Source organism: Paenibacillus sp. MAHUQ-45, from assembly GCF_058133325.1.
Genome location: NZ_JBYUPV010000006.1, coordinates 308,113 through 334,801, shown reverse-complemented (window position 1 = coordinate 334,801; position 26,689 = coordinate 308,113). Strand labels below are relative to the sequence as shown.

The following is a 26,689-nucleotide window of genomic DNA, read 5'->3' as shown; positions in this document are numbered from 1 at the left end:
ACTTCTAACCCATAAGTCGTAAAATAAGTGCCAAATTCCAGCCTGTTATACCGTCTCCACCGGCCCGCCCAATTGGGCATGCTTGCGGCCGGGGATTTCCCCGGTTCTTTCGAAATGCTCGACGATGACATCGATCTCCTTCTTCAGCTCGGAGACGAGATCGGCTTCCGGCACTTTGCGGATCATCCGGCCATAGCGGAACAGCAAGCCTTCTCCGCGCGCTCCGGCGATTCCAATATCAGCTTCACGCGCTTCGCCTGGGCCGTTAACGGCGCAGCCCAGCACGGATACTTTGATCGGCACCTTAAGCTTGGAGATGTATTCTTCCACTTCATTAGCAATCGAGAACAGATCGATATCCAGTCGTCCACAGGTCGGACAGGAAATCAACGTTGCCGCGTTGGAGATTAGGCCGAAGGTCTTCAGCAGCTCACGCGCTACCTTCACTTCTTCTACCGGATCAGCACTCAGTGAAATCCGCACAGTGCTGCCAATACCCATAGAGAGCAGTGCGCCAATCCCGGCAGAGCTTTTCACTGTCCCAGCGAACAACGTGCCGGATTCAGTAATACCTAAGTGCAGCGGGTAAGGAATGACTTCTGCCGCCTGGCGGTATGCTTCGATGGCCATCGGCACATCAGATGCCTTAAGCGATACGATAATATCGTGGAAATCCAGCTCTTCCAGAATTCCGATATGATACAAAGCGCTCTCGACCATAGCTTCCGGCGTCGGATAGCCATACTTCTCTAGCAGGTGATTCTCCAGCGAGCCGGCGTTTACGCCAATCCGGATAGGAATTCCTTTTTCCTTACAAGCCTTGACTACTGCTTCGACCTTCTCACGGCGGCCGATGTTACCCGGGTTAATCCGCACCTTGTCAATGCCGTTCTCAATCGCCATAAGTGCCAGTTTATAATTAAAATGAATATCCGCAACAAGCGGGATATGAATCCGTTTCTTGATTTCCTTGATCGCCTCAGCAGCTTCTTCGTTGTTAACGGTGACACGCACCAGCTGACATCCGGCTTCCTCAAGCCGCAGAATTTCCGCTACAGTAGCTTCCACATCCGCAGTTTTGGTAGTACACATGCTTTGAATCGCAACCTCGTTATTGCCGCCAATAATGACTCCGCCTACATTGACGGGACGGGTCTGGTGTCTCAAGAACATGATTTCTCCCCCATAACGCCAAAGCTCCACCCCTTCGCTCCCGCCAGTGAAGCGGGATAAGCGGAAGAAAGGTGGAGACGTTGGCATGTATTGTTAAAGAAGCGTTACGCGCTTTCCTCTTGTTTCTTGTCTTTCTTGATGTTCAATTCCGGCAGAGCCTTCTCTTGAACAACCTGCTCAGTGATGACGCAATCCTTGATGTCATCGCGAGAAGGTACTTCATACATTACGTCAAGCATAATGCTCTCGATGATGGCACGCAGACCGCGAGCGCCCGTGTTGCGTTTGATGGCTTCCTTCGCGATTGCTTCAAGCGCTTGTGGCTCGAACTTCAGCGCAACGTTATCCATCTCCAGCAGCTTAATGTATTGCTTAGTGAGCGCGTTCTTCGGTTCGGACAGAATCCGTACCAAAGTCTTCTCATCCAGCGGCTCTAGTGTCGAGATGACTGGCAAACGGCCTACGAACTCAGGGATAAGTCCGAATTTGAGCAAGTCTTCTGGCAATACCATCGACAGGTATTCGCCTGGCTTCAGATCCTTTTGACCTTCAGCCGCAGCGTTGAAGCCGATGACCTTTTTACCGATCCGGCGTTTGATCATTTGCTCCAGGCCGTCAAAAGCACCACCAACGATGAACAAGATGTTCGTAGTGTCGATCTGGATAAATTCTTGATGTGGATGCTTACGTCCGCCTTGCGGTGGAACAGAAGCTACTGTACCTTCAAGAATTTTCAGCAGGGCCTGCTGTACACCTTCACCGGAAACGTCACGGGTAATGGACGGGTTCTCGGATTTACGTGCCACTTTATCAATTTCATCAATATAGATAATACCGCGTTCGGCTTTTTCCACATCATAATCAGCCGCCTGGATCAGCTTCAGGAGAATGTTCTCCACATCCTCACCAACATAACCGGCTTCTGTCAAGGAAGTCGCATCGGCGATGGCAAAAGGTACGTTAAGAATCTTCGCCATAGTCTGTGCCAAGAGCGTCTTACCGGAACCTGTCGGGCCGAGCAACAGGATGTTACTCTTCGTCAGCTCAACATCTTCCACCTTGCTCTGACTGTTCACACGTTTATAGTGATTGTATACCGCTACCGACAGGGATTTCTTGGCTTGCTCCTGGCCGATAACATATTGATCAAGAATATCGCGAATTTCCTTCGGTTTCGGAATATCCTTCAGATCCAGCTCTTCCTCATGACCGAGCTCTTCCTCCACGATCTCCGTGCACAGCTCAATACATTCGTCGCATATATAAACGCCAGGTCCGGCTACTAGTTTGCGTACCTGTTCTTGCGATTTACCGCAAAAAGAACATTTCAGTTGTCCTTTTTCATCATTAAACTTAAACATTTAACCACCCCTTTAAGATTTGATCGGTGAAGTGAGGACCTGGTCAATAAGCCCGTATTCCTTTGCTTCTTCCGCGCTCATGAAGTTATCGCGGTCGGTATCCCGTTCGATTTTTTCAAGGGGCTGACCTGTGCGATCTACATAAATTTGGTTCAGCTTCTGTCTGGTCTTGAGAATCCAGTCTGTGTGAATCCAGATATCGGAAGCCTGACCCTGAACGCCGCCCAGCGGCTGATGAATCATAACCTCACTGTTGGCAAGCGCATAACGTTTACCCGGCGCACCTGCCGTCAAAAGCAACGACCCCATACTTGCGGCCATGCCCACACAAATCGTTGAAACATCCGGTTTGATGTGCTGCATCGTATCATATATACCCATGCCGGCTGTTACAGAACCACCGGGTGAATTGATGTACAGGTGTATGTCTTTCTCAGGGTCATCCGCAGCCAGAAACAGCAACTGGGCGATAACCAGATTGGCGACATCATCGTCAATCGCATTGCTTAGGAAAATGATGCGATCCTTAAGCAACCTGGAATAGATATCGTATGAGCGTTCGCCCCGACTTGTAGATTCCACAACCATTGGTACCAGACTCATGCCACCAACCTCTTTTCTCTGTATAGATTAGTCTTTCCGTTTCAGAAATATTTTAACACGTTCAAGACGCAATGTCATTTTTTCACTACCCCGGTCTATCACAATGCTAAAGTGTATGACATTACCTCGCAATTATATCCGTATTGACAGGGTTTCATAACTGCACCCGGAGCTTTCTGAGATTTATAATCTCGGAAGTAGGTACTGAAATACATGTCATATGTAAAAAATAAGGCACGTAGCTAAATATACGTGCCTTATCTTCTGTGTATGAAGGCCTCCTAAAAGGCCGTTATAGGTGGATCAATTGGCGCAGAAATTACTCAGCGCTTTTGTCTTCAGCTGCTTCTTCAGTAGCTTCAACTTCTACGCTGCTCTCAACAAGCAAATCAATGGTTTTGCGCAGGGAGAGCTCATCGCTCAGGCTGCTCAGGGAACCGTTCGCTGCAAGAATGCTGCGGATTTCCTCAGGAGTACGTTTGAAGGATTCAGCCATGTTAGCCAGCTCTTGGTTAACGTCTTCTTCAGACACTTCAATGTTCTCTTGCTTCGCGATAACTTCCAGAACCAGGTTGTTGCGAACGCGTTTTTCAGCATCGCCCTTCATTTGGTTCTCGAGGTCTTCACGAGTTTGGCCGGAGAAGCTCAGGAACATGTCCATGTTCATACCTTGTTGACGAAGACGGTTGTCGAAGTCACGAACCATGTTTTGAACTTCGCTGTTGATCATTGCTTCTGGAATTTCAACTTCAGCGTTCTCAGCTGCTTTATCAACAACAGCGTTCTCGCGAGCGCCTTTCAGCTCATCCGCTTTACGGGATTCCAGTTGTTTCTTCAGGTCTGCTTTGTACTCATCCAATGTATCGAATTCACTTACATCTTTAGCGAACTCGTCATCCAGAGCTGGAAGCTGTTTGCGTTTGATTTCGTGCAGCTTCACTTTGAATACAGCAGCTTTACCTGCAAGATTCTCAGCATGGTAAGCTTCAGGGAAAGTTACTTCAACATCCTTGAAATCTCCAGTTCCCATGCCTACAACTTGCTCTTCAAAACCTGGAATGAAGGAATTGCTTCCCAGTTCCAAGGAATGACGCTCAGCTTGTCCACCTTCGAATTGTACGCCATCAACAGAACCGTCGAAATCGATTACGGCGATGTCGCCCAGAACTGCGGTTTCGTCTTCAACGACAACCAGCTCAGCGTGACGCTCTTGCAGACGAGTCAATTCTGCATTCAGCTCATCTTCAGTAACTTCTGCTTTTTGAGCTGGAACTTCAAGACCTTTATATTGACCAAGCACTACTTCTGGTTTCACAGTGATTTTCGCTTTGAAAATAAAGGATTGACCTTTAGCAAATTGCTCGATATCCACTTCAGGACGGTCTACAGGGAAGATGTCAGTTTGTTCAACTGCTTCACCGTAAGCTTCAGGAAGAAGAATGTCAATCGCGTCTTGGTACAGGCTTTCTACGCCAAAACGGGATTCAAAAATCGGCCGTGGTACTTTACCTTTACGGAATCCAGGCACGTTTGCTTTCTTAACTACTTTATTAAAAGCTTTGTCGAGTGCTGCAGCTACACGATCTGCTCCTACTTCGACTTCAAGAACGCCAAGGTTCTTCTCTATCTTTTCCCAAGTTGCTTTCATGTTATACTTTCCCCTCCAAAAATAGGTTCACATGTTTACTCAAATATTCACGCAGTTCACGCACAGAATAACCATTATATTATATACAACATCACTTCATTTATCAAGTAGAGAAGTCTTTACAAATCCTTTCAGAGTGCGGTAAGCTCCTTCAAATTGAAAGCGCATGCTATCTGTAATCCCGTACATGGCCCGAGTTTCCTCTTCCTGCCGGACACCGTTCAGACTTTCGGAAACCATCTGGTGCAGCGCTCCGGCCCATATGTCCAGCATGGCATACTCACCTTCCAGCAGCGTCCGATAATCTCTTGATCCGTAAATAGACATCACGAACTGTCCCCAGAGCTCTTGGGCAAAATAATACAGCGTAGGCTCATGCACCTCGGCTTGTTCAGCCACACGTTCCAGAACCTGACTGATCTGCGGCGGAAATTCATCATTCTGCAGCGGCACACTCTCAATCTCGACGACGACTGTCTCCTGGCCCCGGGTCAGATGAATGCTTCCCTGAGCGCCGCGCTTGTGCAGCGTCTGCAGCGTGCGGAATTGCAGGAGTGGATGGACATTGCCCTGCCCAAGCCACTGTATCAGTGCCTCATCGATTCCTTCCCCTTCCAAATAGGAGAGTTGTTCGAGTGCCAGAATTGTCGCTTCGGACAGCGGTTCTTCCATAATCTTTCGCAGCAGCTTAACAGGATACTCTGTATCTTCCTCCAGTTTGGATCTCGCCAGCACCCGGGCCATATCCTCCTCTTGGAGTTCTTCCTCTTCATGTCTGGAACTGCTGTCCGTTTCTCCGCTGCCGGAGGCATAAGGAAAAGCCGCCACCAGCCAGTCGAGCAGGGACTGCCATTCCTCATAGTGCCGCTCTTCCTGTCCCTGGCACTGCAGCAAAAAACGCAGCAGCTCCATCGCTTCCCCGTAACGTTCACTCTCCAGCATGACCGTCAGCTGAATCTGGTAATAATCCAGCGTGCGCGGAAACAGCACGATATTGTCTTTGGCAGGGGAATCTGATTGTTTAATGAGGGCACCTCCTTTTTTTCCAAAACGATATTCTTGGTTGATTATAGCATATCCTTGGTTACGTTTAAAAAAACCGCTTGAAAAACACTCTTATGTATGATAACATAATTTTTGCTTGCTTTTAACTCATTCTACCTGTGTCCCGGTAGCTCAGCTGGATAGAGCATGCGCCTTCTAAGCGCACGGTCGGGGGTTCGAATCCCTTCCGGGACGTCATGCAAAAGCCTTCCTTTACGGAAGGCTTTTTTTGCGTTCTCACAAGGTGTCCCAAGAATCTTCATTCCACAAGTAGAAAAGGCTTTGCCATGTCCTCTCTAAGGGACGGTATCCGTTTCAGCGAGAAATATAAAATGCCCGGGTTGCCCCGGGCATTACTAATAGATCAGCTATCGTACCAACGTTGTACCTTCCGCCTAAAACAGCAAGTCCTGTGAATAATTCTCGCCTTCCAGAATATCGTACTCCACAAGTCGATAATCCTCCAAAATCGCCTGCTGCTGCTCGTTCAGATCCTGGATAGTATCTTTTGAACCGATGAGCACATTTTTGCTCAGACCCGGAATCTCTGCCTGCACCTCGCGCAAAAGCTTGTAGAATGCTGGCATTTCCTGACCCGACAGCTGAAACACCGTGGGGCCGATAAATGCAGGACTCATCGTACCCACAGGTTCTTTTCCAATATCAAAATTAGCCAAATAGATTAGCTTCGTCTCATGCTTCAACCTTGGATCATTATCCCATCCCGTCTGGGTATAGATATCGGCCGACAGCGCCGGCAGATGATCACCCCAGAAAGCGACAATAGTCGGACGCTGGATCGTCTTCAGCTCCTGGGCCAGATATGCCAGCGCCTCATCCGTCAGCTTCGTGTCATGGACATAGGTCTCCAGCTCGTCCTTCCAGGCTGGCTGTGTACCGCCTACACTAATAGTATTGGGGCCGTTCAGTCCTTTAGTAAAAGGAAAATGATTCTGCATAGTTACAAGATGCAGGAAGGTCGGCTGCTTCGCTGCCTTCAGCTTTCCGACAGCTTCCTGAACGGCAGACATATCGGAGATATAGCCATTCGGCGTAATCCGCTCTGAGTTCTCCATCTCTTTCTCACTGGTAAATTCGTCGAAGCCCATAATTGGATAGACCCGGTTTCGATTATAGAAGGTATCGTCAAAAGGATGCACGGCAAGTGCCTGATAGCCTCTGTCCTTGAGTATGCTGACGATGGATGGGATCTCTGACATTTTGACAATCTTCTGCTGATAAGGAATTGATCCGTCTTTAAGAAAATACATCGACAGGCCGGTCAGCGCCTCAAATTCGACATTGGCCGTGTTCCCGCCAAACTCCGGCGAGAGCAGATAACCGGACGGAGTGTTCTTCCCCTCCTGATGAATGAACGCCAGCGGGTCTTCACTGAAGGTAAAGCCGGGTAGACGGGTCACATCAAAGAATGCTTCATCCATCATATACATGATGTTCGGACGCTCCGTAAGCGTAGTAGTTTTATCGCTACCAGCAGGCAACGCACCATATTTCTCGGCAATCCGGGCAATAGACGCTTGACTGTAATTCGCCGGCTTCTCGATCAGCTTCTGCTTGAGATTGCCCGTGAAGGCGAACACAAAACCGTTCTGGCTGTAATTGACCTTCTGATTCCAGTAAATATTCTGGTACTGGATAGAGGTCGCCAGCGCATGCTGTCCACCAACCATCCAGATAAATCCCCCGATCATGACAGCAGAGAGAAGCGTTAAGATTGCGCGCAGTCTGAAGCGAATCTGCACTCTAGGTAGCTTCCAGATTAAATACACCACTGCAACCAGCAAAACGGCGGCTAGCACCATCGCCAGCGGAGAAATCATCCCTGAGGTGATCTTACTCATCTCACGAGCGTTCTTAAGCTGCATTAAATCCCAGGGAAACAGCGGCTCTCCGGTGGTGGAGAGCTTCTTATAATTCGCTATGCCAATCAGGAGGCATCCTACGAACGCCAGCAATGTTCCGGCATAAATGTTGGGAATGATCAGTGCAAAGCAAAGTAGTACAAAGAAAAAGAACAAGCTACCAAATATATAAAGCCAGTAATATTGCGAAATCCAGGTCAAAGCGCTGCTGGCATTCATCCCGAGCGAAGACGTTTGCATGAAGAAATTAAGCAAAAATCCGCCTAGTAGCAGCAGTAAAAGCAGTATATTCAGCTCTTTGGCAGACGTAAAACGACGCATACATATCCTCCTCTATCTATTCTAATCGAACAGTATACGCCATTTTGATTAAATAAACCTTAAATTTGCAACTGTGCTTCTGTGACGGAGGCGTCGCCCCGCTTTCGTAAAAGGCTAAATTCCTTGCGAACCATCCACGCTGTCCACAGTACGATCATGGCATCAATCGCCAGCGTCCCCCAGTACACACCGGAAACTCCCATAATTCTTGGCAGCACTAACATCACCGGAACATAGAACACAAGCTGTCTGGCAATCCCGATGATCGCAGCCGGTTTTCCTTTATCAATAGACGGGAAGAAGGTCATCGCCATAAAAATCATCGATAACAGCGGCAGGACCGCCATGTTAATCCGGAAGTACATCAGCTCCGCCCCACTGAAGACCTGATCGGGCAGCATAAGCCCCAGAATCATCTGTGGACTCCACATGGCAATTAACCAGAACGGCAGGGTCAGCACCATGGAAGCTAATGTGAATATTTTGTAGGATTGAATGACACGCTCGTATTTCTCTGCCCCGAAGTTAATTCCGATAACCGGCTGCAGTGCGCGCATAAGACCGAAGATCGGTGTAAGCAAGAATGTGAATACCCGGAAAACGACCCCGTAGAAGGCCACATCGGCAATGGTGCCGTATTTGGACAGGGCATTAAACACAATTACGGCCTGCACCAGGTTCATAAAATTCATAATAAAGGAAGACATACCCAGACTGAAAATGGATTTTAAGGTAGTCCCATCTCGGTAAATTGCAAAAGCTTTGCTTTTAAAGGAAGACCATCCTCTACCAAAGTAAATCCAGCCCAGTAGTGTATAGACGAACATTCCGATATTGGTCGCCCAAGCAGCACCCTCCACCCCTAGTTGCAGGACGGCTACAAGCAAATAATTGCAGAGAACATCTGCCACCAAGCCAATGCCCATCACGACTGCCGCAGACTTCATCTTGCCCTCAGCTCTGACAATCATATTCGCGGCCAAACCGTAGATCCAAAAGAAAGCGCCCCAAACGGTAATCCTGAAGTAGCTATTACCCATCTTCAGCGTTTCTCCCTCTCCTCCCATGATTGACACTAATTGGGTAGAAAATAATAGGCCTAGCAACATGTAGACTACGGTCACAATGACCGTTATGTAATTTACATTGCCCATCAAACGCTGCTGAGTAAGTTGATCCCGCCTTCCAATAGCAATGCTCAACACCGCGCCTGCCCCAACCCCGATCAGGGAGCCTAACCCGAGGCTGATTTGTGTCAATGGGTAGGCTACGGAGACACCGGCTAAAGCAGTCTCACCTACATAACGGCCCACAAATACAGCGGCGATCACCGCGTTCAGTCCGTACAATACCATGGCGATAATTGCTGGCCAGGATAGCTGGTACATTATTTTCCACAGATTCTCGTTCAGGATTAGAAGCTTCTGCTTCTCTTTTCCATCTGTGGTCTGCTGTAACGTTGACATAGAAGGAAACCTCTTTTCTCTAAATAAAATAGAAGCCGTTATCCGAACCCAGTTCTCAGATCCTGGCTGACTTCTATATCAGTGTAGGAGATGAAGAGTGTCCCCCACTACCAGCGGACGGAGCCTTATGACCGAAAACAGGATTATTTTCGCCCTGCTGCAGTACAACGCAAAAAAGCCGCCTCCAGGCAGCATGAAAACTACCGGAGACAGCTTTAGATTGAGACAATAAGACATATTGTTCTACTGAACGGCATCCTCACTTCAACTGAAATCAGCGTCCCTGACGGCGGTTGTTCAGCCACAGCGGGAAGCGGAAGGCCAAGTTGATGAGCAGGACAACTATAACCAGCACAGCTGCCGAACGGTCGGCAATCTGACGTGCATCCTCAACGATCGCCTCGGATTGGACGTACCACAGATGCACCGCCAGCGTCTCGCCTGGCGAGAACAGGTTAAAGTCCCACATTTCGCCCGAGGTACTAAGGCCAGCAGTCAAGATGATAACCGCAGACTCCCCGAAAGCACGACCAGCAACCAGACAGATACCGGTTACGATAGAGCGCAAGGCAACAGGGAGCACTACCGTACGGATGACGTGGAATTTGGTCATACCGAGCGCATAACCCGCTTCGCGGATATCGCCGGGAACGGCGCGCACCGCTTCTTCTGTTACGCGAGCCAGCATTGGCAGGTTCAAGAGCGCCAAGCTGACGCCTCCGCCCAGAATCGTAAGTCCAATCCCGAAGTATTCAGCGAAAATCGCTAGACCGAGCATACCGAATACAATGGATGGAACCGAGGACAAGGCTTCTACACAGATCCGTAATGCACCGGTGAATTTGTTATCTGGCGCGTATTCTGCCATGTAAATCCCCGCACCCAGTCCAATTGGAACCGAGATGATCAGTGAGATGAACAGGATGTAGAAGGAGTTGAACAGTACCGGACCAATCCCGCCGCCAGCATCCATCTCCTCTGGCTGCTTGAGCAAGAAATCCAGACTCAGGGATGGCAAGCCTTTGCCCATGATCGAGAACAGCAACCAGAAGATCAGCAGCAGAATCAGACCGCCCAGCGTATAGAAGCCGTATGTAGCTATTTTGTCGCGTAGCTGCGCCCGCGCCGTATGGCGTGTCCGTGTGAAGCTGGTCATGCTGCATCCCTCCGCTTTCTTCCGAGTATCCGAATGATCAGAATCAGCACGAACGAGATCACGAGCAGCAAGAAGGCCATCATGTGCAGCGCATAGTTCCAGGTCGAGTCAAATTCCACATTAGAAATTTGCATTACGATATTACTTGTCAGCACCGAAGAAGGTGTGAACAGTGTTTTGGCCAGTTGGGCTGTGTTCCCGATGACCATAACAACAGCCATTGTCTCACCAACAGCACGAGTCATCCCGAGAATGACCGCAGAAATAATCCCCCGGCCTGCCGCAGGCAGCACTACCCGCATAATTACTTGTAGACGGGTAGAACCAAGAGCATAAGCTGCATCGCGGTATTTGCGCGGTACAGCTACAATGGCATCATCGCTGATCCGGCAGATCGTCGGCAGCACCATCAAGGATAGAACAAGCGCCGCGGCCAATATTCCGTCACCGAGACCCTGGCCACTGACATCACGCAGGAAGGGAAGCAATACGGTAAGGCCCAGATATCCATAAACGATGGATGGAATCCCGACCAGCAGGTCAAGCACTGGGCGAATAAAGGTCTTCAACCAGTTCGGAGCAATCTCGGCAACAAGCACCGCCATACCTACCGAGATGGGAACTGCGATGACCATTGTAAGCGCAGTTAGCGAAAGTGTATTCACAATAAACGCGGCTGCCCCGAAAGCATCCTCTTCCGGACTCCAATTAAAAGAGAAGAAGAAGTCAGCCAATGAGACCTGGCCGAACATTAGCATCGCCGTTTTACCGATAAATAAGATAACCATGCCCAGTACAAAGCAAAGCGCCAAAATACTGAACAAAAAATAATACCGGGATATTGCATTACTTAGCATATGCCTGCTATGTCGTTTTGCATTAGCGCTGACCTTAACCGCGCTTTGTTTCAGCCTGGATTCCAGGTTGTGGACTGGTGCCCCCATATGTTCCCTCCTGTAAGCGGCCAGCCCCCGCTGATTCTCTAGGAGCTGGCCGCTGTTTACCGTTCAATATAATCTTGGATATTAATATTATTTCATCGATGCGATTGGAATGAATTTAAGCTTCTTCAAAGAACCTTGTTGGAACTTCTTGCTTTGTACGTAATCGATGAATTCTTTAGTAGCGCCAGTAGGTTGGCCTTTAGTCATGAAGTAACCGTAAGCCCAAATTTTGTAGGAACCGTTGATTACGTTATCTGTAGTAGCTTCAACGCCGTTGAATTTAACAGCCTTAACGTCGCCACTTACATATACCAAGTCGATGTATCCGATGGCGTTAGGAGTAGTTGCTACAGCTGTTTTCATGTCACCGCTGGAACCTGTTTCTTTGTAGTTCTTTTCTTTCTTCACGATATCGCCACCAGCCAAAGCTTTAGCTTGATAGTTAACGCGTGTACCGGAACCGAAAGCACGAGTGATTACAACGATATCAGCATCCGAACCGCCAACTTCTTTCCAGTTAGTGATTTTACCGGAGAAAATGCCTTTAAGTTGATCTGTAGTCAGGTTGTCAACACCGACATTTTTGTTAACGATTGTAGCAAATGGAATAACAGCTACTTTGTTTGCTACTTGACCGTCAAAAGCTTTGAAGCCTGGAACATCAATACTAGCATCCCAGTCGCAAGCGCCGATGTCAGCGATGCCTTTTTTTACAGCTTGTGGTCCAGTTACGGAACCTTTACCGGAAGCAGCGATTTTCACTTTAGGGTGAAGCTTTTGGAATTCCTTAGCTGCTTGCAGCGTTAGTGGAAGCAATGCTGTGGAACCATTCACCGTAATTTTTCCGGAAAGGGAGTCAGCTGCAGAAGCGATTCCAGCAAAAGCTGTTGTTAACGCAAGAACTGCTGTGAGTGCAGTTACTGTAAATTTTTTAAAAACTTTCATGAACTATTTCTCCTCTCGGCTATACGCCGTTAAATTAGTTAGTAAGGTCTAAGAAGTACAAATGAATGATTGTTATTTAGTCAGTTCGAGAGCTTTGCCGGCTTTGATAACAACTACTTTGCCATCGCTGATGATTGCCAGTTTGCTGCCGTCTTTCGACACAGCCACTTCGGATACATCTTCAGAAGAACGGTACAGCTCAGTTTTAGCTCCGCTAGCATTGATGGAGTATACCACTGTATCGCCATTAGCTGTCGTACCGGACACCACCAGACCAGTACTCACACTGCTTACCCATGTAGGCTCAATATCAAGTGCGATGTCCGAGTTAGTTCCGTCAGCTTTCACACTCTTCAGTGTGTTTGCTGCTTTACCGTCAGCATCTGCACTCAGGTAAGCTACATTGCCATCAGCAAGAATTTCAGGGTACAGCTTGTTGTCTGCGGAAGTAGTGAGTGCAACTGGTTTTGCGTCTTTCACTGTCAGATCCAGCTTATACAGCTGCTCTCCAGCTTTGCTGAAGTCTACTGTAAGAGAATCTTCAGTGCTGTCAGCATCGTTCTTGGCTACACCGGTCAGGTTGACGATATAAGCAACACTCTTCTCGTCAGCAGCCACACGCAGCTCGGATTTGTTCTCGACTTTGTCAGCAAGCACTGTAGCTACAGTTCCCGATTCCACGGAGATGGAAGCAATCTTCTCTTGCTTGTCCCCTTGGATAAAGTAGATCTTCTTACCATCTTGGGACCAGATCAGGTCAGTCTTAACGCTGTTGTCAGTACCCAGCGCTTTAATAGCTCCAGTGTTCAGATCGATCAGACGAAGCTGGCCAGTCTCGTCATTGAAAGCACCCCAACGTTGGTCAGCCGATACTGCGAAATCTACTGCGCTGTCATCGGTAGAGAACAATTGGTAGTTACCTTGATCCGCACCAAACTTAAGAAGTTGAGTCGACTCGGCATCACTTTTGTTCGCAATAATGCTGCCGTCTGCTGCCCAGTGAATCGTATCGAATAGACCCTCAGGACGGGCAAAGCTCAGAATGGATGTACTTTCGGCATCCAGTTCACCGCCCAAGGATACAACAAGCTTGGTTAATTCTACATAAGTGATGTTCTTGTATGTTACAGGCGCAATAGTGAATGTTTGTGCCTCACCGTCTACTTGAAAGCTCTTGGAGCCTGGTTTGATTTGAAGGGTATGTAGGCCTTTGCTGTCGTTCAGCTCAATGCCGCTTGCGCTGGCTTTTACGTGAGCTCCGATCTCGCCGGCTACTTGGCTAAGTGCATAAAGTTTATAACCGCCACTGTCAATTGTCTTGAATGTGACTGGCGTGCCATTTACAGTCCATGTAGCGGTACCTTCATTGACTTTTACCGGCCCGGAGACTGCTGCACTTACTGTTCCTGTCTTACTACCACCTGCACTGGCAGCTAATGCGCTCCCTGCCCCTGCGGTTACTAGAAGTGCCGAAGCCAAGGTTGCGCTTATCCATTTACTGTTTTTCAATTAGATTCACCCTTTTCCTATAGGTAACTGCTAATGTTATTTTCGTCTACAATTGTCAATGCCGTTGCAGAGGTATGTTTTGGAAATATTAATTTGGGCATATTTTGGTAGTTTTTTGTTAAGAGAGTGTAAAATATCGCGTAATGAGTCTATTAGTCCCGCATCTCTAGTGAATATGTCTATAAAAAGACCCCAGCGCCTTCCATTGGGTCTATTTGCACATAATAGTTGCCGGACAGCCCTTCCTTTTACCTGGAAATCGCTGCTGTCAACAATTCGGGAAGTCCTGTTTACAATCATTCCCACTTGACCTACAATCACGAGTGAATGCTGATTTATATCCTGCATTAATGAAGGAGAATGGATATGAAGAAGAATGCTCCCGTCATTTCTGTGAACCATGTCTGCAAATCTTTTGGCAGCAAACAGGTATTGAAAGATATAACACTCGAAGTAGCGCCCGCTGAGACCTTTGGTATTCTGGGACCCTCTGGATCAGGCAAGACCACGCTAGTCAAAATTTTAACCGGTATCGATGAAGCCACCTCTGGTGAGGTGCACCTGCTCGGGGTCAAGCTTCCCAAATTGTCTATGCTTCAGCAGATCGGCTATATGGCCCAGTCCGATGCGCTCTATACAGAGCTCAGTGCCAAGGAGAACTTGGAATTCTTCGCTTCCCTGTACGGTCTTAAGGGACAACGACGTGCCCGCCGCATCAAGGCTGTCATGGAACTGGTCAATCTGGAGGATCATCTGCGCAAAAGAGTGGGGGATTATTCTGGAGGTATGAAGCGTCGCCTGTCTCTGGCAATCGCGCTGCTGCATGAGCCCCCCTTACTGATTCTGGATGAACCTACAGTCGGCATTGATCCTGTGCTACGGCTGTCCATCTGGAATGAGCTGAAGGCGCTGAATACGAAGGGGACGACCATTGTCCTTACTACTCATGTAATGGACGAAGCCGAGAAATGCGACCGTCTGGGCATGATCCGGGAAGGAGAGCTGCTAGCTGCGGACACTCCTGCGGGACTGCTGCAAGCTACCGGTTCTTCAACCCTCGAGGAAGCCTTTCTATATTATGGAGGTGTCCGTCCATGAGAGTCAGAGCGATCACCTTGCGAATTCTGCAGCAATTCATTCGTGATAAAAGAACTATGGCATTGATGTTCATTGCCCCCCTGCTCGTGCTCAGTCTGATGAGCCTTGTATTCAACGGAGATGCCTATGCGCCGAAGCTTGGGGTAACTGGTCAGGCAGCATCGCTGTCTTCCAGCTTGGTGAAGCACGGGGCCATTATCACGGAGTATGCCTCTACAGAGGCAGGTAACGATGCATTAAAAAAAGGCGTCATTGACGCGTTAATCTCGCTGGAAAACAACGTGCCTCATGTTATTTTGGAAGGCAGCAACCCTACCGCGGGCCGTGCGGTGATGACAGTGCTCCAGGAAACCTCTCAAGCGGCCATCCCCAATGCGCAGCAGAGCATCCAGCCCAAGATCAGTTATCTGTACGGCTCTGAAGACATGAAGACTATTGACCGTTTCGGGCCAATTATGATCGGTGTGTTTATCTTCTTCTTTGTGTTCCTGATTGCCGGGGTCTCCTTCCTGCGTGAGCGAACCACTGGCACGCTGGAACGGTTGCTCTCGACACCGCTGAAACGTTGGGAGATTGTCGTGGGTTATGTGTGCGGCTTTGGCCTGTTCACTATCGTTCAGGCCCTGTTGATCTCCTGGTATTCTATTCATGTGCTCGGAATCCTCATGACCGGTAGCTTCGGCTACGTCTTGCTGATAACCTTGCTGTTATCTATGTCCGCTCTAACACTGGGCACCTTGCTCTCGGCCTTCGCAGCTAATGAGCTGCAAATGATCCAGTTTATCCCGCTGGTCATCGTACCGCAAATCTTCCTGAGCGGATTATTTCCGCTCGACACGCTTCCACTCTGGTTGCAGCGGATCGGGCTGGCCACACCGCTATATTATGGCGCTGAGGCGCTAATGAACATCATGATCCGTGGCCAGGGCTGGAAGACGATTGCCCTCGACGTGTATGTGCTGATCGGATTCTCCCTTCTGTTCATGGCGCTGAATGTACTGGCTTTGCGCAAGCACCGCAAAATGTAATGTAAGGAAATCCGAATTCCCGATAGAATTATGTCGAATCGGCAGGAATATACTGGAGTCCCAGCGAATGTATAGAACGCTAAACCATTAGACACCGGTTAAAGCATAATACATTGGGGGAAGAAGACTTATGAAAAGATTGGTCGTAATACTAACTGCCCTGCTGCTCGTTATCGGGCTGGGCAGCCCTGCGGGAACAGGGAAAGCCGCCGCGGCAGCGGCACCAGCTTATAACGAAATCTCTACGTTTGTGGACGGCAAGCTGATTATCTCGACTTCCAAGTCGATCCTGGTCAATTCATCGGCATATGTACCCGTGAAGCTGCTGGATCAAATTCCGGGAATCAGCATGACCAAGACAGCTACAGGCATTAGTGTGAGTGGCGCCAAAGGTGCTACTACACTGAACAAGGACAACTCGGTCCTGTACAACAACTCCAACTATGTTGCATTCAAGACATTGTTGAACATCGGCGCGATTGATGGCAAGTACGCCTCCAGCGCCTACTCATTGTTCATCTGGAGCGGAGATGAAGGCAAGGCGAAGAGCAATGCCACACTGACAGCGCTCAGCAAGCTTCCAAGAAACTTTGGTAGCGTTGTAGGCAAGAAGGTCTATGTCTACGGTTTCCCAGGCACACATTGGATTACAGACGTCCAGTACGATGGAGGCTCCTCGATTGAGTTTTCCATGCTCAAGGACGATGGCACGTCATGGACGCTGAATCAAGACATTGATGACGAAGCTATGATGTATACAATGGATTACCTACAGTACTTGAAGAAGACCTTTAATGGCACAGCGGCTTGGGTGCGGAATTCCCAGATCGAGGATAGTCCGTTCAAAAATATGGAGAAGGTCACGATAAAGAGCGTTCAAGCGGACAATGAGAGCGGTGATATTGAAGTTGTCCTGCGCCGGGCCAGTGGTCAAGAAATTACCATTACTTTGGCACCTGTAGCGGATCAAATCAGTAATATTAGCAGCACTTTCCTCTATAAAAGTCCTCGTACATTAACTAACAGCAGTGATAAAATGTGGGCAGCTATTGTTGCTGAAAAGGTAGTCGTCGGGATGACTTTCGATGAAGTTTACTTCTCATGGGGCGATCCAGACCGAACTAATGAATCTCTTGGATTGGCAGTATACGGAGATACCTATCTGTATTTCTATAATGGAAAATTAAAGTATATTTCTGAGTTGTAGATAGTTCACTAGAATAGCGGAGAAGCGGAGTTTACGGCAGGAGAGCCGGAACTCCGCTTTTTTTGTGCATGGGAACCGTTGTACTAAGGAACATGGTTTGTATCCTTTATTATTTTGAAGGCGTACGCTTGTTCTGTTAATATAGGACTAGATTTATACGGAGCGTGAACAGACTGATGCGTAGAAGAAAGGAATAACAGCATGGGATACAGTGTACCGGAGCGGGTAATCAAGCTGCTGTGTGGCAAAGCCGTTCTAGAAGAAGGAGCCATCCTCTTCCATAGCAACAAGGTTCAATTAACCTGGGAAGAACAACAAGAGGAGCGCGGTGGAATCGTCAGCCGGACAGAATATGAAGCCATCGTTCAAGGACACCCCAGCTATGACGTCAAAGCTGCCGTGGACAGCGATGGAGACGTTCGGGCAGAGTGCAGCTGTCCGGCCTATTCACACGGCGGGCCTTACTGCAAGCATATCGCTGCCGTGCTGATTCACATCCATGAGCTGGCGCATGCCGATCATTCGGATCAGCGTTCAGAGAACTCAATCCTGCACCAGCACGCGCTGTCGTACAGGGAAGACGGCAGGCTGACACCGCGCAACCTCCGCCATTCCTCTGGAAGTCCTGCGCAAGACAGCCAACTGGTGGACAGTATGCTGGGCATGTTCGGAAATTCGCGCCCACGTCCCCGTCCCTCAGGCGCAGGGACCTATGTGGATACGAGAGATACGCTAGTTGTGGAGTGGACAGTGAGACCTATGACCTCTGGCTACGGCAGCACTGAAATGCTTGGCATTGAGCTGAAGATAGGGCCTAAACGTCTATATATTGTACAGAAGATCAGAACCTTCCTGGAAGCCATTCATCGTGGGGAGAACTTTGAATTCTCGCGGCATTTTGTTTATAGTCCCTCGCAGTACAGCTTTCTTCAGAAGGACAATGAGATTATCCAAAAGCTCCTCCAGATCATACAGAGTGAAAAAGTCTACCGTGATAGCCTGGGGATCAACTCACAATATGGAAATAGAGCCAGCGGAGAGCGGGAGCGGTTACTTCCTATCCCACCTTATTTCTGGAAGGAACTGCAACCCCTACTGGCAACAGCGCCTTCGGTCCACCTCCAGCAAGGTGATCACCTATACGAAGGCGTGAATATCTCGCAGGGAACACTCCCGCTAGTGTTTCAGCTGGATCAGGCGAAGAGCGGCGGCTACCGCCTGGAGGTTCAGGGCCTGGACAACATCACGGTATTGGAAAATTACGATTTGGTGCTGTCCGCAGGCCAACTGCTGGAACTACCATCCCAAGAATGCGGGCGGCTCGCCGGGATCAAGCGGATGCTAGGCACCTCTAGCCAAAGCAGCCTGGGTATTACGCCAACGCAGATTGAATCGTTCATGGACAAGGTGATTCCCGGTCTCGTGAAGCTGGGCACGGTTACGGTCGCCGAGTCCATCTCGGACCGGATCCTTCACAGCCCGTTAAAAGCCCGGCTCTATCTGGACCGAATCAGGGACCGGCTGCTTGCGGGACTGGAGTTTCAGTACGGGGATATCGTCCTGAATCCGCTGGAAGAACACCGAAGCCGCGGTACAGATCTCATCCTTATGCGAGACGGCGAACGGGAAGCCCGAATAATGGAGCTGATGGAGAACGCCGCCTTCGTCAGAACGGAAAGCAGCTTCCTCATGAGTAACGAGGATGACGAATTCGATTTTCTGTACCATACGGTTCCACTTCTGGAGGATCTGCTGGAAGTCTACGCGACCACCGCTGTTAAAGAGAGGCTACTTACAGGCAATCCTCCTCCCAAGGTCAACGTCAGCTGGAATGAAAAAACGGACTGGCTGGATTTCAAGTTCGATATGGGTGGCATTCCCGAAGAGGAGATTGCCGCCCTTCTGAAGGCACTTCAAGAGAAGCGTCGATATTACCGTCTTCCAGATGGAGCCTTGCTGCCACTGGACACCGAGGAGCTTCAGGAAATGATCACTTTTATGAATGAAGTGGGGATCAAGACCGGGGAGATTCAAGGCAAAGCCTTCTCATTGCCCCTTATCCGGGGGCTGCATCTCGGTTCCACCGATCATAAAGGAGATGCAGTCAAGCTCGATAAAAGCTTCCGCAAGCTGCTCGCCAATCTGCAAAATCCAGACAATCTGGATTTCCCTGTACCGGACAGCCTATTTCCTGTGCTGAGAGATTATCAGCAGCTCGGGTTCCAGTGGCTCAAGACACTGGCCCATTACCGCTTCGGCGGCATTCTGGCCGATGATATGGGGCTAGGTAAAACACTGCAAAGCATCACCTTCCTGCTCTCCGAGCTGCCGGACATCAGGGACGGAGGACGGCCAGCGTTGATCGTCGCCCCTGCCTCACTGCTCTACAACTGGCATAACGAGTTGAAGAAATTTGCTCCGGAGATAAAAGCGGTCATCGCAGATGGCAACCTGACAGAACGAAGCCGAACGCTCAAGAACACTGCCGAAGCTGATGTGATCATCACCTCTTACCCGCTGCTGCGTAGGGATGTGAAGCTATATAACGGAATATCCTTTCATACACTGATTCTCGACGAGGCACAAGTCATCAAGAATGAAGTCACTCAAACGGCCCGAGCGGTTAGAAGTCTACAGGCACGTTATCGCTTTGCTTTGACAGGAACACCTGTAGAGAATGCGCTAGAAGATTTATGGTCTATCTTCAGTGCTGTCTTTCCTGGACTATTTCCTGAGAATAAGAAGACTTTTCATGATTTGCCGAGAGCAGCGGTTGCTAAACGGGCTAGGCCATTTCTGCTGCGTCGCCTGAAGCGTGATGTGCTGAAGGAACTGCCTGACAAAATTGAGTCTGTACAAGCCTCCGAGCTGCTACCGGACCAGAAGAAGCTGTATGTAGCTTACCTTGCCCGACTGCAAAAAGAAGCACTTAAGCACCTGGACAGCGACGGCTTCGGCGGGTTTGGAGAGCACCGGATCAAAATCCTGGCCGGACTGACCCGGCTACGTCAGCTCTGCTGCCACCCTTCTCTATTTATCGAGGGCTATCAAGGAGGCTCTGGTAAATTCGAGCAATTGCTTGAGATTATCGCTGAATGCCGCAGCTCCGGCAAACGGATGCTGGTCTTCTCACAGTTCACAAGTATGCTGGACCTGATTGGACGGGAGCTTGGCGTGCAGGGTGTTCCCTATTTCTATCTCGATGGTCAAACGCCGCCTGCCCAGCGGACCCAGCTATGCCAACGCTTCAACGAAGGGGAAGGGGATCTGTTCCTGATCTCATTAAAAGCAGGCGGCACTGGACTGAACTTGACGGGAGCGGATACCGTCATCCTCTACGATCTTTGGTGGAACCCTGCTGTAGAACAGCAGGCCGCCGACCGCGCTCACCGCATCGGGCAGAAGAATGTCGTGCAGGTGATCCGACTCGTCGCCCAAGGTACGGTGGAAGACAAGATGTATGAATTGCAGCAAAAGAAGAAGAACTTGATCGATGAAGTCATTCAGCCAGGACATGAGAGCTTGTCCGCCCTGACAGAACAAGATATCCGGGAGATTCTGCGGATTTGATACAACCAACTTTAACAAGAAGGCTTGCCTGAGAAAAAACAGAGAAATGACAATCCCCCCACGGCGATGACCCCATGGGGGATTGTTATATTATTTTCTAGTCCCTGCTTCCTTCTTGTAGGCAGGACCCAGAAGTTTCTGAAAATAATTTCGGTTATACAGCATGCTCGGATGAGAAGGTGCGTATTTTAGAGCCTGTTCATTATGTTCATTCGCTTGCAGATGTTCCCCTATCCGGTCATAGCACAGGCAGAGTTGCAAATGCGGCAGCCAGGTTGAATAGGCACGGTTGGTGGAACCCATATTCTCTTTCTGTTCTGGCAGGTTCAGCGCCTGCTGATACCAATAAATAGCTTCATTGTGCTGCGATTTTTCCAGGAAAAATGCACCGATCCGGCAGCAGAATTCCGCACGGGGAGCGTCATACTGCAAGGTTTTGCAGAGAGCCTGGAACTCTTTTTCCGTGTCGCCCAATTGCCCATAACAACCAGCCAGCTTGAGGCAGGCCTGAATATTATCCTCAACCCAACCCTCACCTGCGCCCAGGAACTTCCCATAGTACTCCACAGCTTCCTGGTACAAGGCATGATCGCGAAGCTCGTTAGCGTAATAGTACAAGTCGCGAGGGGAGAATTGTTCCCCCTGCTCTACTCTTTTGCGATAAATGCGCAGATTGCGGTCTGTATACTGTTTATCTTTTTGATGAGTAATCGCCACCTCGCCGTGAATAATATTGCCGCCTACCTCCAAATACTCGTGCACCGGGCCGTACCACTGAAAGTTGCGATCCCGTCTAACCAGCCGGTTACGCCGCAAGCTCGAGGTCACATTTCCGTCATGGTCAAACGCCAGATGATAGGGCATGGTTACACTATGAATATGGGGGGACAACGTCTTTTTTAACTCTTTAAAAAGAGTCTGATCCTTCTCGGCAATGGTATCATCGGCATCCAGCCAGAGAATATATTCTTGCGTCGCCTGCTTGAAGGCATAGTTTCTAGCAGCAGCAAAGTGATCGATCCATTCAAAATCATAAATTTTGGCACCGAAGCTTCTAGCGACTTCCTTGGTCTTGTCGGTGGAACCTGTATCTACAATAATAATTTCATCGACGATTTCCTTAACCGTTGAAAGACAGCGGGCGAGTCCTTTTTCCTCATTACGCACGATCATGCACAGACTGATTGAAATCATGGATATCTCCTTCCTTGAATGCAACACAGGGATAAAAATAAGCAGGGGCTTGTAACAAGCCCTTGCTTATTTGAAACCTACGGATATACCTTAGCTGATGGCGATCCCGCCACTGGCATAGCCGGCAATCGTAGTCGCTACATCAGTACCAGCCGTTACATTAGCGCTGAAGACCAGAATCAACCGCTCCCCAGGGGTGACCGGAATGGATAAACCAGTAGCGGTTCCACTGCTGGTTGTACCCAACGCCAGAGTACCTGTAAGTGTAGGAGTCAGCGTTACAATCGACCCTGCTATTGCTGTGAAAGTGTTATTAGGTGCTATCGAACGGTACAATTCAGCTGTAATGGTAATCGTTGTACCTACCAAGCTGAGTGCAGTTGTCGTACTGAAATAAGCAGCTATTGAGGTGATGGTACCGGCACGTGGAACAGAGAATGCTTCGTTGACCAAAAGCCCTGGACCACCGGTAATGTTAATTGCTGAGCCGGTAATATTCAGACCTATGGAGCTCGTGCCAAAACCGATCAAGCTGGATGTATTCAGTACACCACCCAGTACTGTAGTCAACGAAACTGGAAGTCCCGAAGCATAAGGAATGATGGCACCTGAACCGGCGGTTCCTGTGGCTCCTGTTGCTCCGGTACCTCCGGCGGCTCCCGTTGCTCCGGTACCTCCAGTGGCTCCTGTTGCTCCGGTACTTCCGGTGGCTCCCGTTACTCCGGTGGCTCCGGTTGCTCCGGTACCTCCGGCGGCTCCCGTGGCTCCGGTGGCTCCGGTGGCTCCTGTGGCTCCTGCCGATCCTGTTGCACCTGTCGCTCCGGTTGCCCCAGTGGCTCCTGTTGCTCCAGTTGTTCCAGTCGCTCCTGTTGCTCCGGTGGCTCCTGTCGCCCCAGTGGTTCCCGTCGCTCCTGTTGCTCCCGTTGCACCCGTTGCTCCGGTGGCTCCTGTCGCTCCGGTGGCTCCTGTTGTTCCAGTCGCTCCTGTCGCTCCGGTGACTCCTGTTGCCCCAGTGGCTCCGGTGGCTCCCGTTGCTCCAGTTGTTCCAGTGGCTCCTGTTGCTCCTGTTGCTCCGGTGGCTCCTGTTGCTCCTGTTGCTCCGGTGGCTCCTGTCGCTCCGGTGGCTCCTGTCGCTCCGGTGGCTCCGGTGGCTCCTGTCGCTCCCGTTGCTCCTGTTGCCCCAGTGGCTCCTGTTGTTCCAGTCGCTCCTGTCGCTCCTGTCGCTCCGGTGGCTCCGGTGGCTCCGGTGGCTCCTGTCGCTCCCGTTGCTCCTGTTGCCCCAGTGGCTCCTGTTACACCCGTAGCTCCAGTGGCTCCTGTTGTTCCAGTCGTTCCTGTTGCTCCGGTGGCTCCTGTCGCTCCAGTGTCACCTGTCGCTCCCGTTGCCCCAGTTGCTCCTGTTGCTCCGGTGGCTCCTGTCACTCCCGTTGCTCCCGTTGCTCCAGTGGCTCCTGTTGCACCCGTAGCTCCAGTGGCTCCTGTTGCTCCAGTGGCGCCCGTCGCTCCCGTTGCTCCAGTGACTCCGGTGGCTCCAGTTGCTCCTGTCGCACCCGTTGCACCAGTTTCACCCGTTGCTCCCGTGGCACCTGTCACTCCGGTCGCTCCAGTGTCTCCTGTTGCACCAGTGTCTCCCGTTGCTCCTGTTGCTCCAGTGTCTCCTGTTGCTCCTGTCGCTCCGGTGGCTCCTGTGTCTCCTGTCGCTCCCGTTGCACCAGTGTCACCTGTTGCTCCGGTGGCACCCGTTGCACCAGTGTCTCCCGTTGCTCCTGTTGCTCCCGTTGCACCAGTGTCTCCTGTTGCCCCTGTTGCTCCCGTTGCTCCTGTTGCTCCCGTTGCTCCCGTTGCTCCTGTTGCTCCCGTTGCTCCAGTTTCACCCGTTGCTCCAGTTGCTCCCGTTGCACCAGTGGCTCCAGTTTCACCCGTTGCTCCAGTGGCACCTGTTGCCCCTGTTGCTCCCGTTGCTCCTGTTGCTCCTGTTGCTCCTGTTGCTCCTGTTGCTCCTGTTTCTCCAGTGTCTCCCGTTGCTCCCGTGGCTCCTGTCGCACCCGTTGCACCAGTTTCACCCGTTGCTCCAGTGGCACCTGTTGCCCCTGTTGCTCCCGTTGCTCCTGTTGCTCCCGTTGCACCAGTTTCACCCGTTGCTCCAGTGGCACCTGTCACTCCGGTCGCTCCAGTGTCTCCTGTTGCACCAGTGTCTCCCGTTGCTCCTGTTGCTCCAGTGTCTCCCGTTGCTCCTGTTGCTCCAGTGTCTCCCGTTGCTCCTGTTGCTCCAGTGTCTCCTGTCGCTCCTGTCGCTCCTGTTTCACCCGTTGCTCCTGTGTCTCCTGTCGCTCCGGTGGCTCCGGTGGCTCCGGTGGCTCCTGTGGCTCCTGTCGCTCCTGTCGCTCCAGTGTCACCTGTCGCTCCCGTTGCACCAGTTGCCCCAGTTGCTCCTGTTCCACCCGTTGCTCCAGTTTCACCAGAATCTCCTGTCGCTCCAGTGGCTCCCGTTGCCCCAGTTGCTCCTGTTCCACCCGTTGCTCCAGTGGCACCTGTTGCTCCGGTGGCTCCAGTTTCACCAGAATCTCCTGTCGCTCCAGTGGCTCCCGTTGCACCAGTGTCTCCTGTTGCCCCTGTTGCTCCCGTTGCTCCTGTTGCTCCAGTTTCACCCGTTGCTCCAGTTGCTCCCGTTGCTCCAGTTTCACCCGTTGCTCCTGTTGCTCCTGTTGCTCCCGTTGCACCAGTTTCACCCGTTGCTCCAGTGGCTCCTGTTGCTCCAGTGTCTCCCGTTGCTCCTGTTGCTCCAGTGTCTCCTGTCGCTCCTGTTGCTCCAGTGTCTCCTGTCGCTCCGGTGGCTCCTGTGTCTCCTGTCGCTCCAGTGTCTCCTGTCGCTCCTGTCGCTCCCGTTGCCCCAGTTGCTCCAGTGTCTCCTGTTGCCCCCGTTGCTCCAGTTTCACCCGTTGCTCCTGTTGCTCCCGTTGCACCAGTGTCTCCTGTTGCTCCGGTGGAACCCGTTGCACCAGTGTCTCCTGTTGCCCCTGTTGCTCCCGTTGCTCCTGTTGCTCCCGTTGCTCCTGTTGCTCCAGTTGCTCCTGTTGCTCCTGTTGCTCCTGTTGCTCCCGTTGCTCCCGTTGCTCCTGTTGCTCCTGTTGCTCCTGTTGCTCCCGTTGCTCCAGTTTCACCCGTTGCTCCCGTTGCTCCTGTTGCTCCTGTTGCTCCAGTGTCTCCTGTTGCTCCAGTGTCTCCTGTCGCTCCGGTGGCACCCGTTGCACCAGTGTCTCCCGTTGCTCCTGTCGCTCCCGTTGCACCAGTGTCTCCTGTTGCCCCTGTTGCTCCCGTTGCTCCAGTGGCTCCCGTTGCTCCAGCTGCTCCCGTTTCCCCAGTTGCTCCAGTGTCTCCTGTTGCACCCGTTGCTCCTGTTGCTCCAGTGTCTCCCGTCGCTCCAGTTGATCCAGTTGCTCCTGTTCCACCCGTTGCTCCAGTGTCACCTGTCGCTCCGGTAGCTCCGGTAGCTCCGGTGGCTCCAGTTTCACCAGAATCTCCTGTCGCTCCAGTGGCTCCCGTTGCCCCAGTTGCTCCTGTTCCACCCGTTGCTCCAGTGGCACCTGTCACTCCAGTCGCTCCCGTTGCTCCCGTTGCCCCAGTTGCACCTGTCACTCCTGGTGTTCCCGGTACTCCAGTATTTCCTGTCACCCCGGTTGCTCCAGTTGCCCCGGTGGCACCCGTAGCTCCTCTCGCTCCAGTCTGACCAGTTGCTCCTGTAGCTCCTGTCGAGCCAGTTGCACCTGGTGCACCTGTTGCGCCAGTGATGCCACACAGTTCACCTAACAGCTCAGCGGAGACGAGGCGATGTGCAGTTACCAATTGACCTTGAGCATCTATACCCCAGACCGAAATTTGAATAGGATCGTCGTCACAAGGGCTGATTGGGGTCTCGAAAAGGAATTCGAAGCCGTCAAAATCCGCAAAATATTCTCTGGTAATTACCTGATTAGGTGCAACAGACAACAATTCATCGACATACTCTGTTCTTACACCATTCAGATAGAACCCTTGAATCCCGACCGAAGAAACCGTGCTGGAACTACGGTTATCGATTTTGACGATAACATGCTGAGTGGGTCTAATCCCGCTCACAGGCGACACAGCATTCTCTATCGGTCCTGTCGACCAAAAGCTCATTTCTCCATCTCCTTTTTTATAGATTTGGAAACTACGACACTATCATTTTCACTGCATGAATAACTTAGTGCCTTAAATAGTAATATTCTTTGAAACCCCGCACGGTGTAGACTTCCATAACCCTCTCGTAAAGATAGTTCAAATTTAATTTTCAATACTGATTGGTAGAAGAATGGGTTTAACTATTGCTTTCTTGGCAATTTTGGGTATACTAAGAAAAATTGATAATTGATATGACAATCGATGATCGGGAGAGTAGTTATGGGAAGTCAGCCCTCAGCGAGCCGGGAGAGTGAAAGCCGGTGCGGCCCCCATATTGAAGCGCACCCGTGAGATGGATTTCTGAACCGAAGCAGTAGGAAATCCCGGCAGAAGGCC

At 50.6% G+C, this 26,689-nt stretch carries 18 protein-coding genes, 1 tRNA gene and 1 other annotated feature (1 of these 20 cut by a window edge); of the genes, 5 read left to right on the top strand and 14 right to left on the bottom strand.

The annotated features are described in order from the left end of the window. Positions 1–45 precede the first annotated feature (45 nt). The 5 genes from ispG to AC3Y23_RS15815 all read right to left on the bottom strand — a co-directional run bounded on the left by ispG (position 46) and on the right by AC3Y23_RS15815 (position 5,727). Positions 46–1,173: a flavodoxin-dependent (E)-4-hydroxy-3-methylbut-2-enyl-diphosphate synthase gene (gene ispG, locus AC3Y23_RS15835; RefSeq protein ID WP_379200619.1), complete on the bottom strand. Its 1,128-nt coding sequence runs from the start codon at positions 1,171–1,173 to the stop codon at positions 46–48. Between the two features lie 104 nt (positions 1,174–1,277). Next, complete coding sequence (clpX, locus tag AC3Y23_RS15830; RefSeq protein WP_379200521.1) at positions 1,278–2,534, bottom strand: ATP-dependent protease ATP-binding subunit ClpX; 1,257 nt, start codon at positions 2,532–2,534, stop codon at positions 1,278–1,280. A gap of 12 nt (positions 2,535–2,546) precedes the next feature. Further along, positions 2,547–3,137, bottom strand: coding sequence for an ATP-dependent Clp endopeptidase proteolytic subunit ClpP (clpP, locus tag AC3Y23_RS15825; protein ID WP_379200519.1), 591 nt, complete (start codon positions 3,135–3,137; stop codon positions 2,547–2,549). A gap of 319 nt (positions 3,138–3,456) precedes the next feature. Then, positions 3,457–4,785: a trigger factor gene (gene tig / locus AC3Y23_RS15820; protein ID WP_379200517.1), complete on the bottom strand. Its 1,329-nt coding sequence runs from the start codon at positions 4,783–4,785 to the stop codon at positions 3,457–3,459. Between the two features lie 96 nt (positions 4,786–4,881). Then, entirely contained in the window at positions 4,882–5,727 is an 846-nt protein-coding gene (locus AC3Y23_RS15815; RefSeq protein WP_379200616.1) for a hypothetical protein, read from the bottom strand. Between the two features lie 223 nt (positions 5,728–5,950). Here AC3Y23_RS15815 and AC3Y23_RS15810 point away from each other — a divergent pair. Further along, a tRNA-Arg gene (locus AC3Y23_RS15810) sits at positions 5,951–6,024 on the top strand. Positions 6,025–6,224: 200 nt separating this feature from the next. Here AC3Y23_RS15810 and AC3Y23_RS15805 read toward each other — a convergent pair. From AC3Y23_RS15805 to AC3Y23_RS15780, 6 genes are all read right to left on the bottom strand, one after another. Continuing rightward, the gene (locus tag AC3Y23_RS15805; protein WP_379200515.1) at positions 6,225–8,033 is read right to left on the bottom strand and encodes an LTA synthase family protein; all 1,809 of its coding nucleotides are present in this window, start codon (positions 8,031–8,033) and stop codon (positions 6,225–6,227) included. 59 nt (positions 8,034–8,092) lie between these two features. After that, on the bottom strand, positions 8,093–9,499 hold the full coding sequence (locus AC3Y23_RS15800; protein WP_379200513.1) for an MATE family efflux transporter: 1,407 nt from the start codon (positions 9,497–9,499) through the stop codon (positions 8,093–8,095). Positions 9,500–9,773: 274 nt separating this feature from the next. Beyond that, complete coding sequence (pstA, locus tag AC3Y23_RS15795; RefSeq protein ID WP_379200511.1) at positions 9,774–10,655, bottom strand: phosphate ABC transporter permease PstA; 882 nt, start codon at positions 10,653–10,655, stop codon at positions 9,774–9,776. Then, positions 10,652–11,599: a phosphate ABC transporter permease subunit PstC gene (gene pstC, locus AC3Y23_RS15790; protein WP_379200509.1), complete on the bottom strand. Its 948-nt coding sequence runs from the start codon at positions 11,597–11,599 to the stop codon at positions 10,652–10,654. The genes pstA and pstC overlap by 4 nt, the downstream gene beginning before the upstream one ends. A gap of 87 nt (positions 11,600–11,686) precedes the next feature. Next, positions 11,687–12,544, bottom strand: a complete 858-nt coding sequence (locus AC3Y23_RS15785) for a phosphate ABC transporter substrate-binding protein (protein WP_379200506.1) — start codon at positions 12,542–12,544, stop codon at positions 11,687–11,689. Positions 12,545–12,616: 72 nt separating this feature from the next. Continuing rightward, complete coding sequence (locus tag AC3Y23_RS15780; RefSeq protein ID WP_379200504.1) at positions 12,617–14,053, bottom strand: stalk domain-containing protein; 1,437 nt, start codon at positions 14,051–14,053, stop codon at positions 12,617–12,619. A 366-nt stretch (positions 14,054–14,419) separates the two neighbouring features. Here AC3Y23_RS15780 and AC3Y23_RS15775 point away from each other — a divergent pair, with 366 nt between their 5' ends. The 4 genes from AC3Y23_RS15775 (at position 14,420) to AC3Y23_RS15760 (ending at position 20,956) form a co-directional block, all read left to right on the top strand. Continuing rightward, positions 14,420–15,151 (top strand): ABC transporter ATP-binding protein, encoded by a 732-nt coding sequence (locus tag AC3Y23_RS15775; RefSeq protein ID WP_379200502.1) that lies wholly within the window; start codon positions 14,420–14,422, stop codon positions 15,149–15,151. Further along, positions 15,148–16,179: an ABC transporter permease gene (locus tag AC3Y23_RS15770; protein ID WP_379200500.1), complete on the top strand. Its 1,032-nt coding sequence runs from the start codon at positions 15,148–15,150 to the stop codon at positions 16,177–16,179. The genes AC3Y23_RS15775 and AC3Y23_RS15770 overlap by 4 nt, the downstream gene beginning before the upstream one ends. A 130-nt stretch (positions 16,180–16,309) precedes the next feature. Next, a complete protein-coding gene (locus AC3Y23_RS15765) occupies positions 16,310–17,386 on the top strand; it encodes a hypothetical protein (protein WP_379200498.1) in 1,077 nt (358 codons plus the stop codon). A 201-nt stretch (positions 17,387–17,587) separates the two neighbouring features. After that, positions 17,588–20,956 carry a DEAD/DEAH box helicase gene (locus AC3Y23_RS15760; RefSeq protein WP_379200496.1) on the top strand — a complete coding sequence of 1,123 codons (3,369 nt, stop codon included), beginning with the start codon at positions 17,588–17,590 and terminating at the stop codon, positions 20,954–20,956. A gap of 90 nt (positions 20,957–21,046) precedes the next feature. Here the strand turns inward: AC3Y23_RS15760 and AC3Y23_RS15755 are convergent, their stop codons facing one another. The 3 genes from AC3Y23_RS15755 to AC3Y23_RS15745 all read right to left on the bottom strand — a co-directional run bounded on the left by AC3Y23_RS15755 (position 21,047) and on the right by AC3Y23_RS15745 (position 25,944). Further along, entirely contained in the window at positions 21,047–22,150 is a 1,104-nt protein-coding gene (locus tag AC3Y23_RS15755; RefSeq protein WP_379200494.1) for a glycosyltransferase, read from the bottom strand. A gap of 90 nt (positions 22,151–22,240) precedes the next feature. Further along, positions 22,241–25,822: a hypothetical protein gene (locus AC3Y23_RS15750; RefSeq protein WP_379200613.1), complete on the bottom strand. Its 3,582-nt coding sequence runs from the start codon at positions 25,820–25,822 to the stop codon at positions 22,241–22,243. Continuing rightward, the gene (locus AC3Y23_RS15745; protein ID WP_379200625.1) at positions 25,819–25,944 is read right to left on the bottom strand and encodes a hypothetical protein; all 126 of its coding nucleotides are present in this window, start codon (positions 25,942–25,944) and stop codon (positions 25,819–25,821) included. The genes AC3Y23_RS15750 and AC3Y23_RS15745 overlap by 4 nt, the downstream gene beginning before the upstream one ends. Positions 25,945–26,545: 601 nt before the next feature. Beyond that, positions 26,546–26,689 (top strand) — a binding site (T-box leader); it runs 82 nt beyond the window's last position.

Coding starts and splice junctions, on each gene's coding strand:
- ispG (WP_379200619.1), bottom strand. CDS start 1,173: ATGTTCTTGAGACACCAGACCCGTCCCGTCAATGTAGGCGGAGTCATT.
- clpX (WP_379200521.1), bottom strand. CDS start 2,534: ATGTTTAAGTTTAATGATGAAAAAGGACAACTGAAATGTTCTTTTTGC.
- clpP (WP_379200519.1), bottom strand. CDS start 3,137: ATGAGTCTGGTACCAATGGTTGTGGAATCTACAAGTCGGGGCGAACGC.
- tig (WP_379200517.1), bottom strand. CDS start 4,785: ATGAAAGCAACTTGGGAAAAGATAGAGAAGAACCTTGGCGTTCTTGAA.
- AC3Y23_RS15815 (WP_379200616.1), bottom strand. CDS start 5,727: ATGCTGGAGAGTGAACGTTACGGGGAAGCGATGGAGCTGCTGCGTTTT.
- AC3Y23_RS15805 (WP_379200515.1), bottom strand. CDS start 8,033: ATGCGTCGTTTTACGTCTGCCAAAGAGCTGAATATACTGCTTTTACTG.
- AC3Y23_RS15800 (WP_379200513.1), bottom strand. CDS start 9,499: ATGTCAACGTTACAGCAGACCACAGATGGAAAAGAGAAGCAGAAGCTT.
- pstA (WP_379200511.1), bottom strand. CDS start 10,655: ATGACCAGCTTCACACGGACACGCCATACGGCGCGGGCGCAGCTACGC.
- pstC (WP_379200509.1), bottom strand. CDS start 11,599: ATGGGGGCACCAGTCCACAACCTGGAATCCAGGCTGAAACAAAGCGCG.
- AC3Y23_RS15785 (WP_379200506.1), bottom strand. CDS start 12,544: ATGAAAGTTTTTAAAAAATTTACAGTAACTGCACTCACAGCAGTTCTT.
- AC3Y23_RS15775 (WP_379200502.1), top strand. CDS start 14,420: ATGAAGAAGAATGCTCCCGTCATTTCTGTGAACCATGTCTGCAAATCT.
- AC3Y23_RS15770 (WP_379200500.1), top strand. CDS start 15,148: ATGAGAGTCAGAGCGATCACCTTGCGAATTCTGCAGCAATTCATTCGT.
- AC3Y23_RS15765 (WP_379200498.1), top strand. CDS start 16,310: ATGAAAAGATTGGTCGTAATACTAACTGCCCTGCTGCTCGTTATCGGG.
- AC3Y23_RS15760 (WP_379200496.1), top strand. CDS start 17,588: ATGGGATACAGTGTACCGGAGCGGGTAATCAAGCTGCTGTGTGGCAAA.
- AC3Y23_RS15755 (WP_379200494.1), bottom strand. CDS start 22,150: ATGATTTCAATCAGTCTGTGCATGATCGTGCGTAATGAGGAAAAAGGA.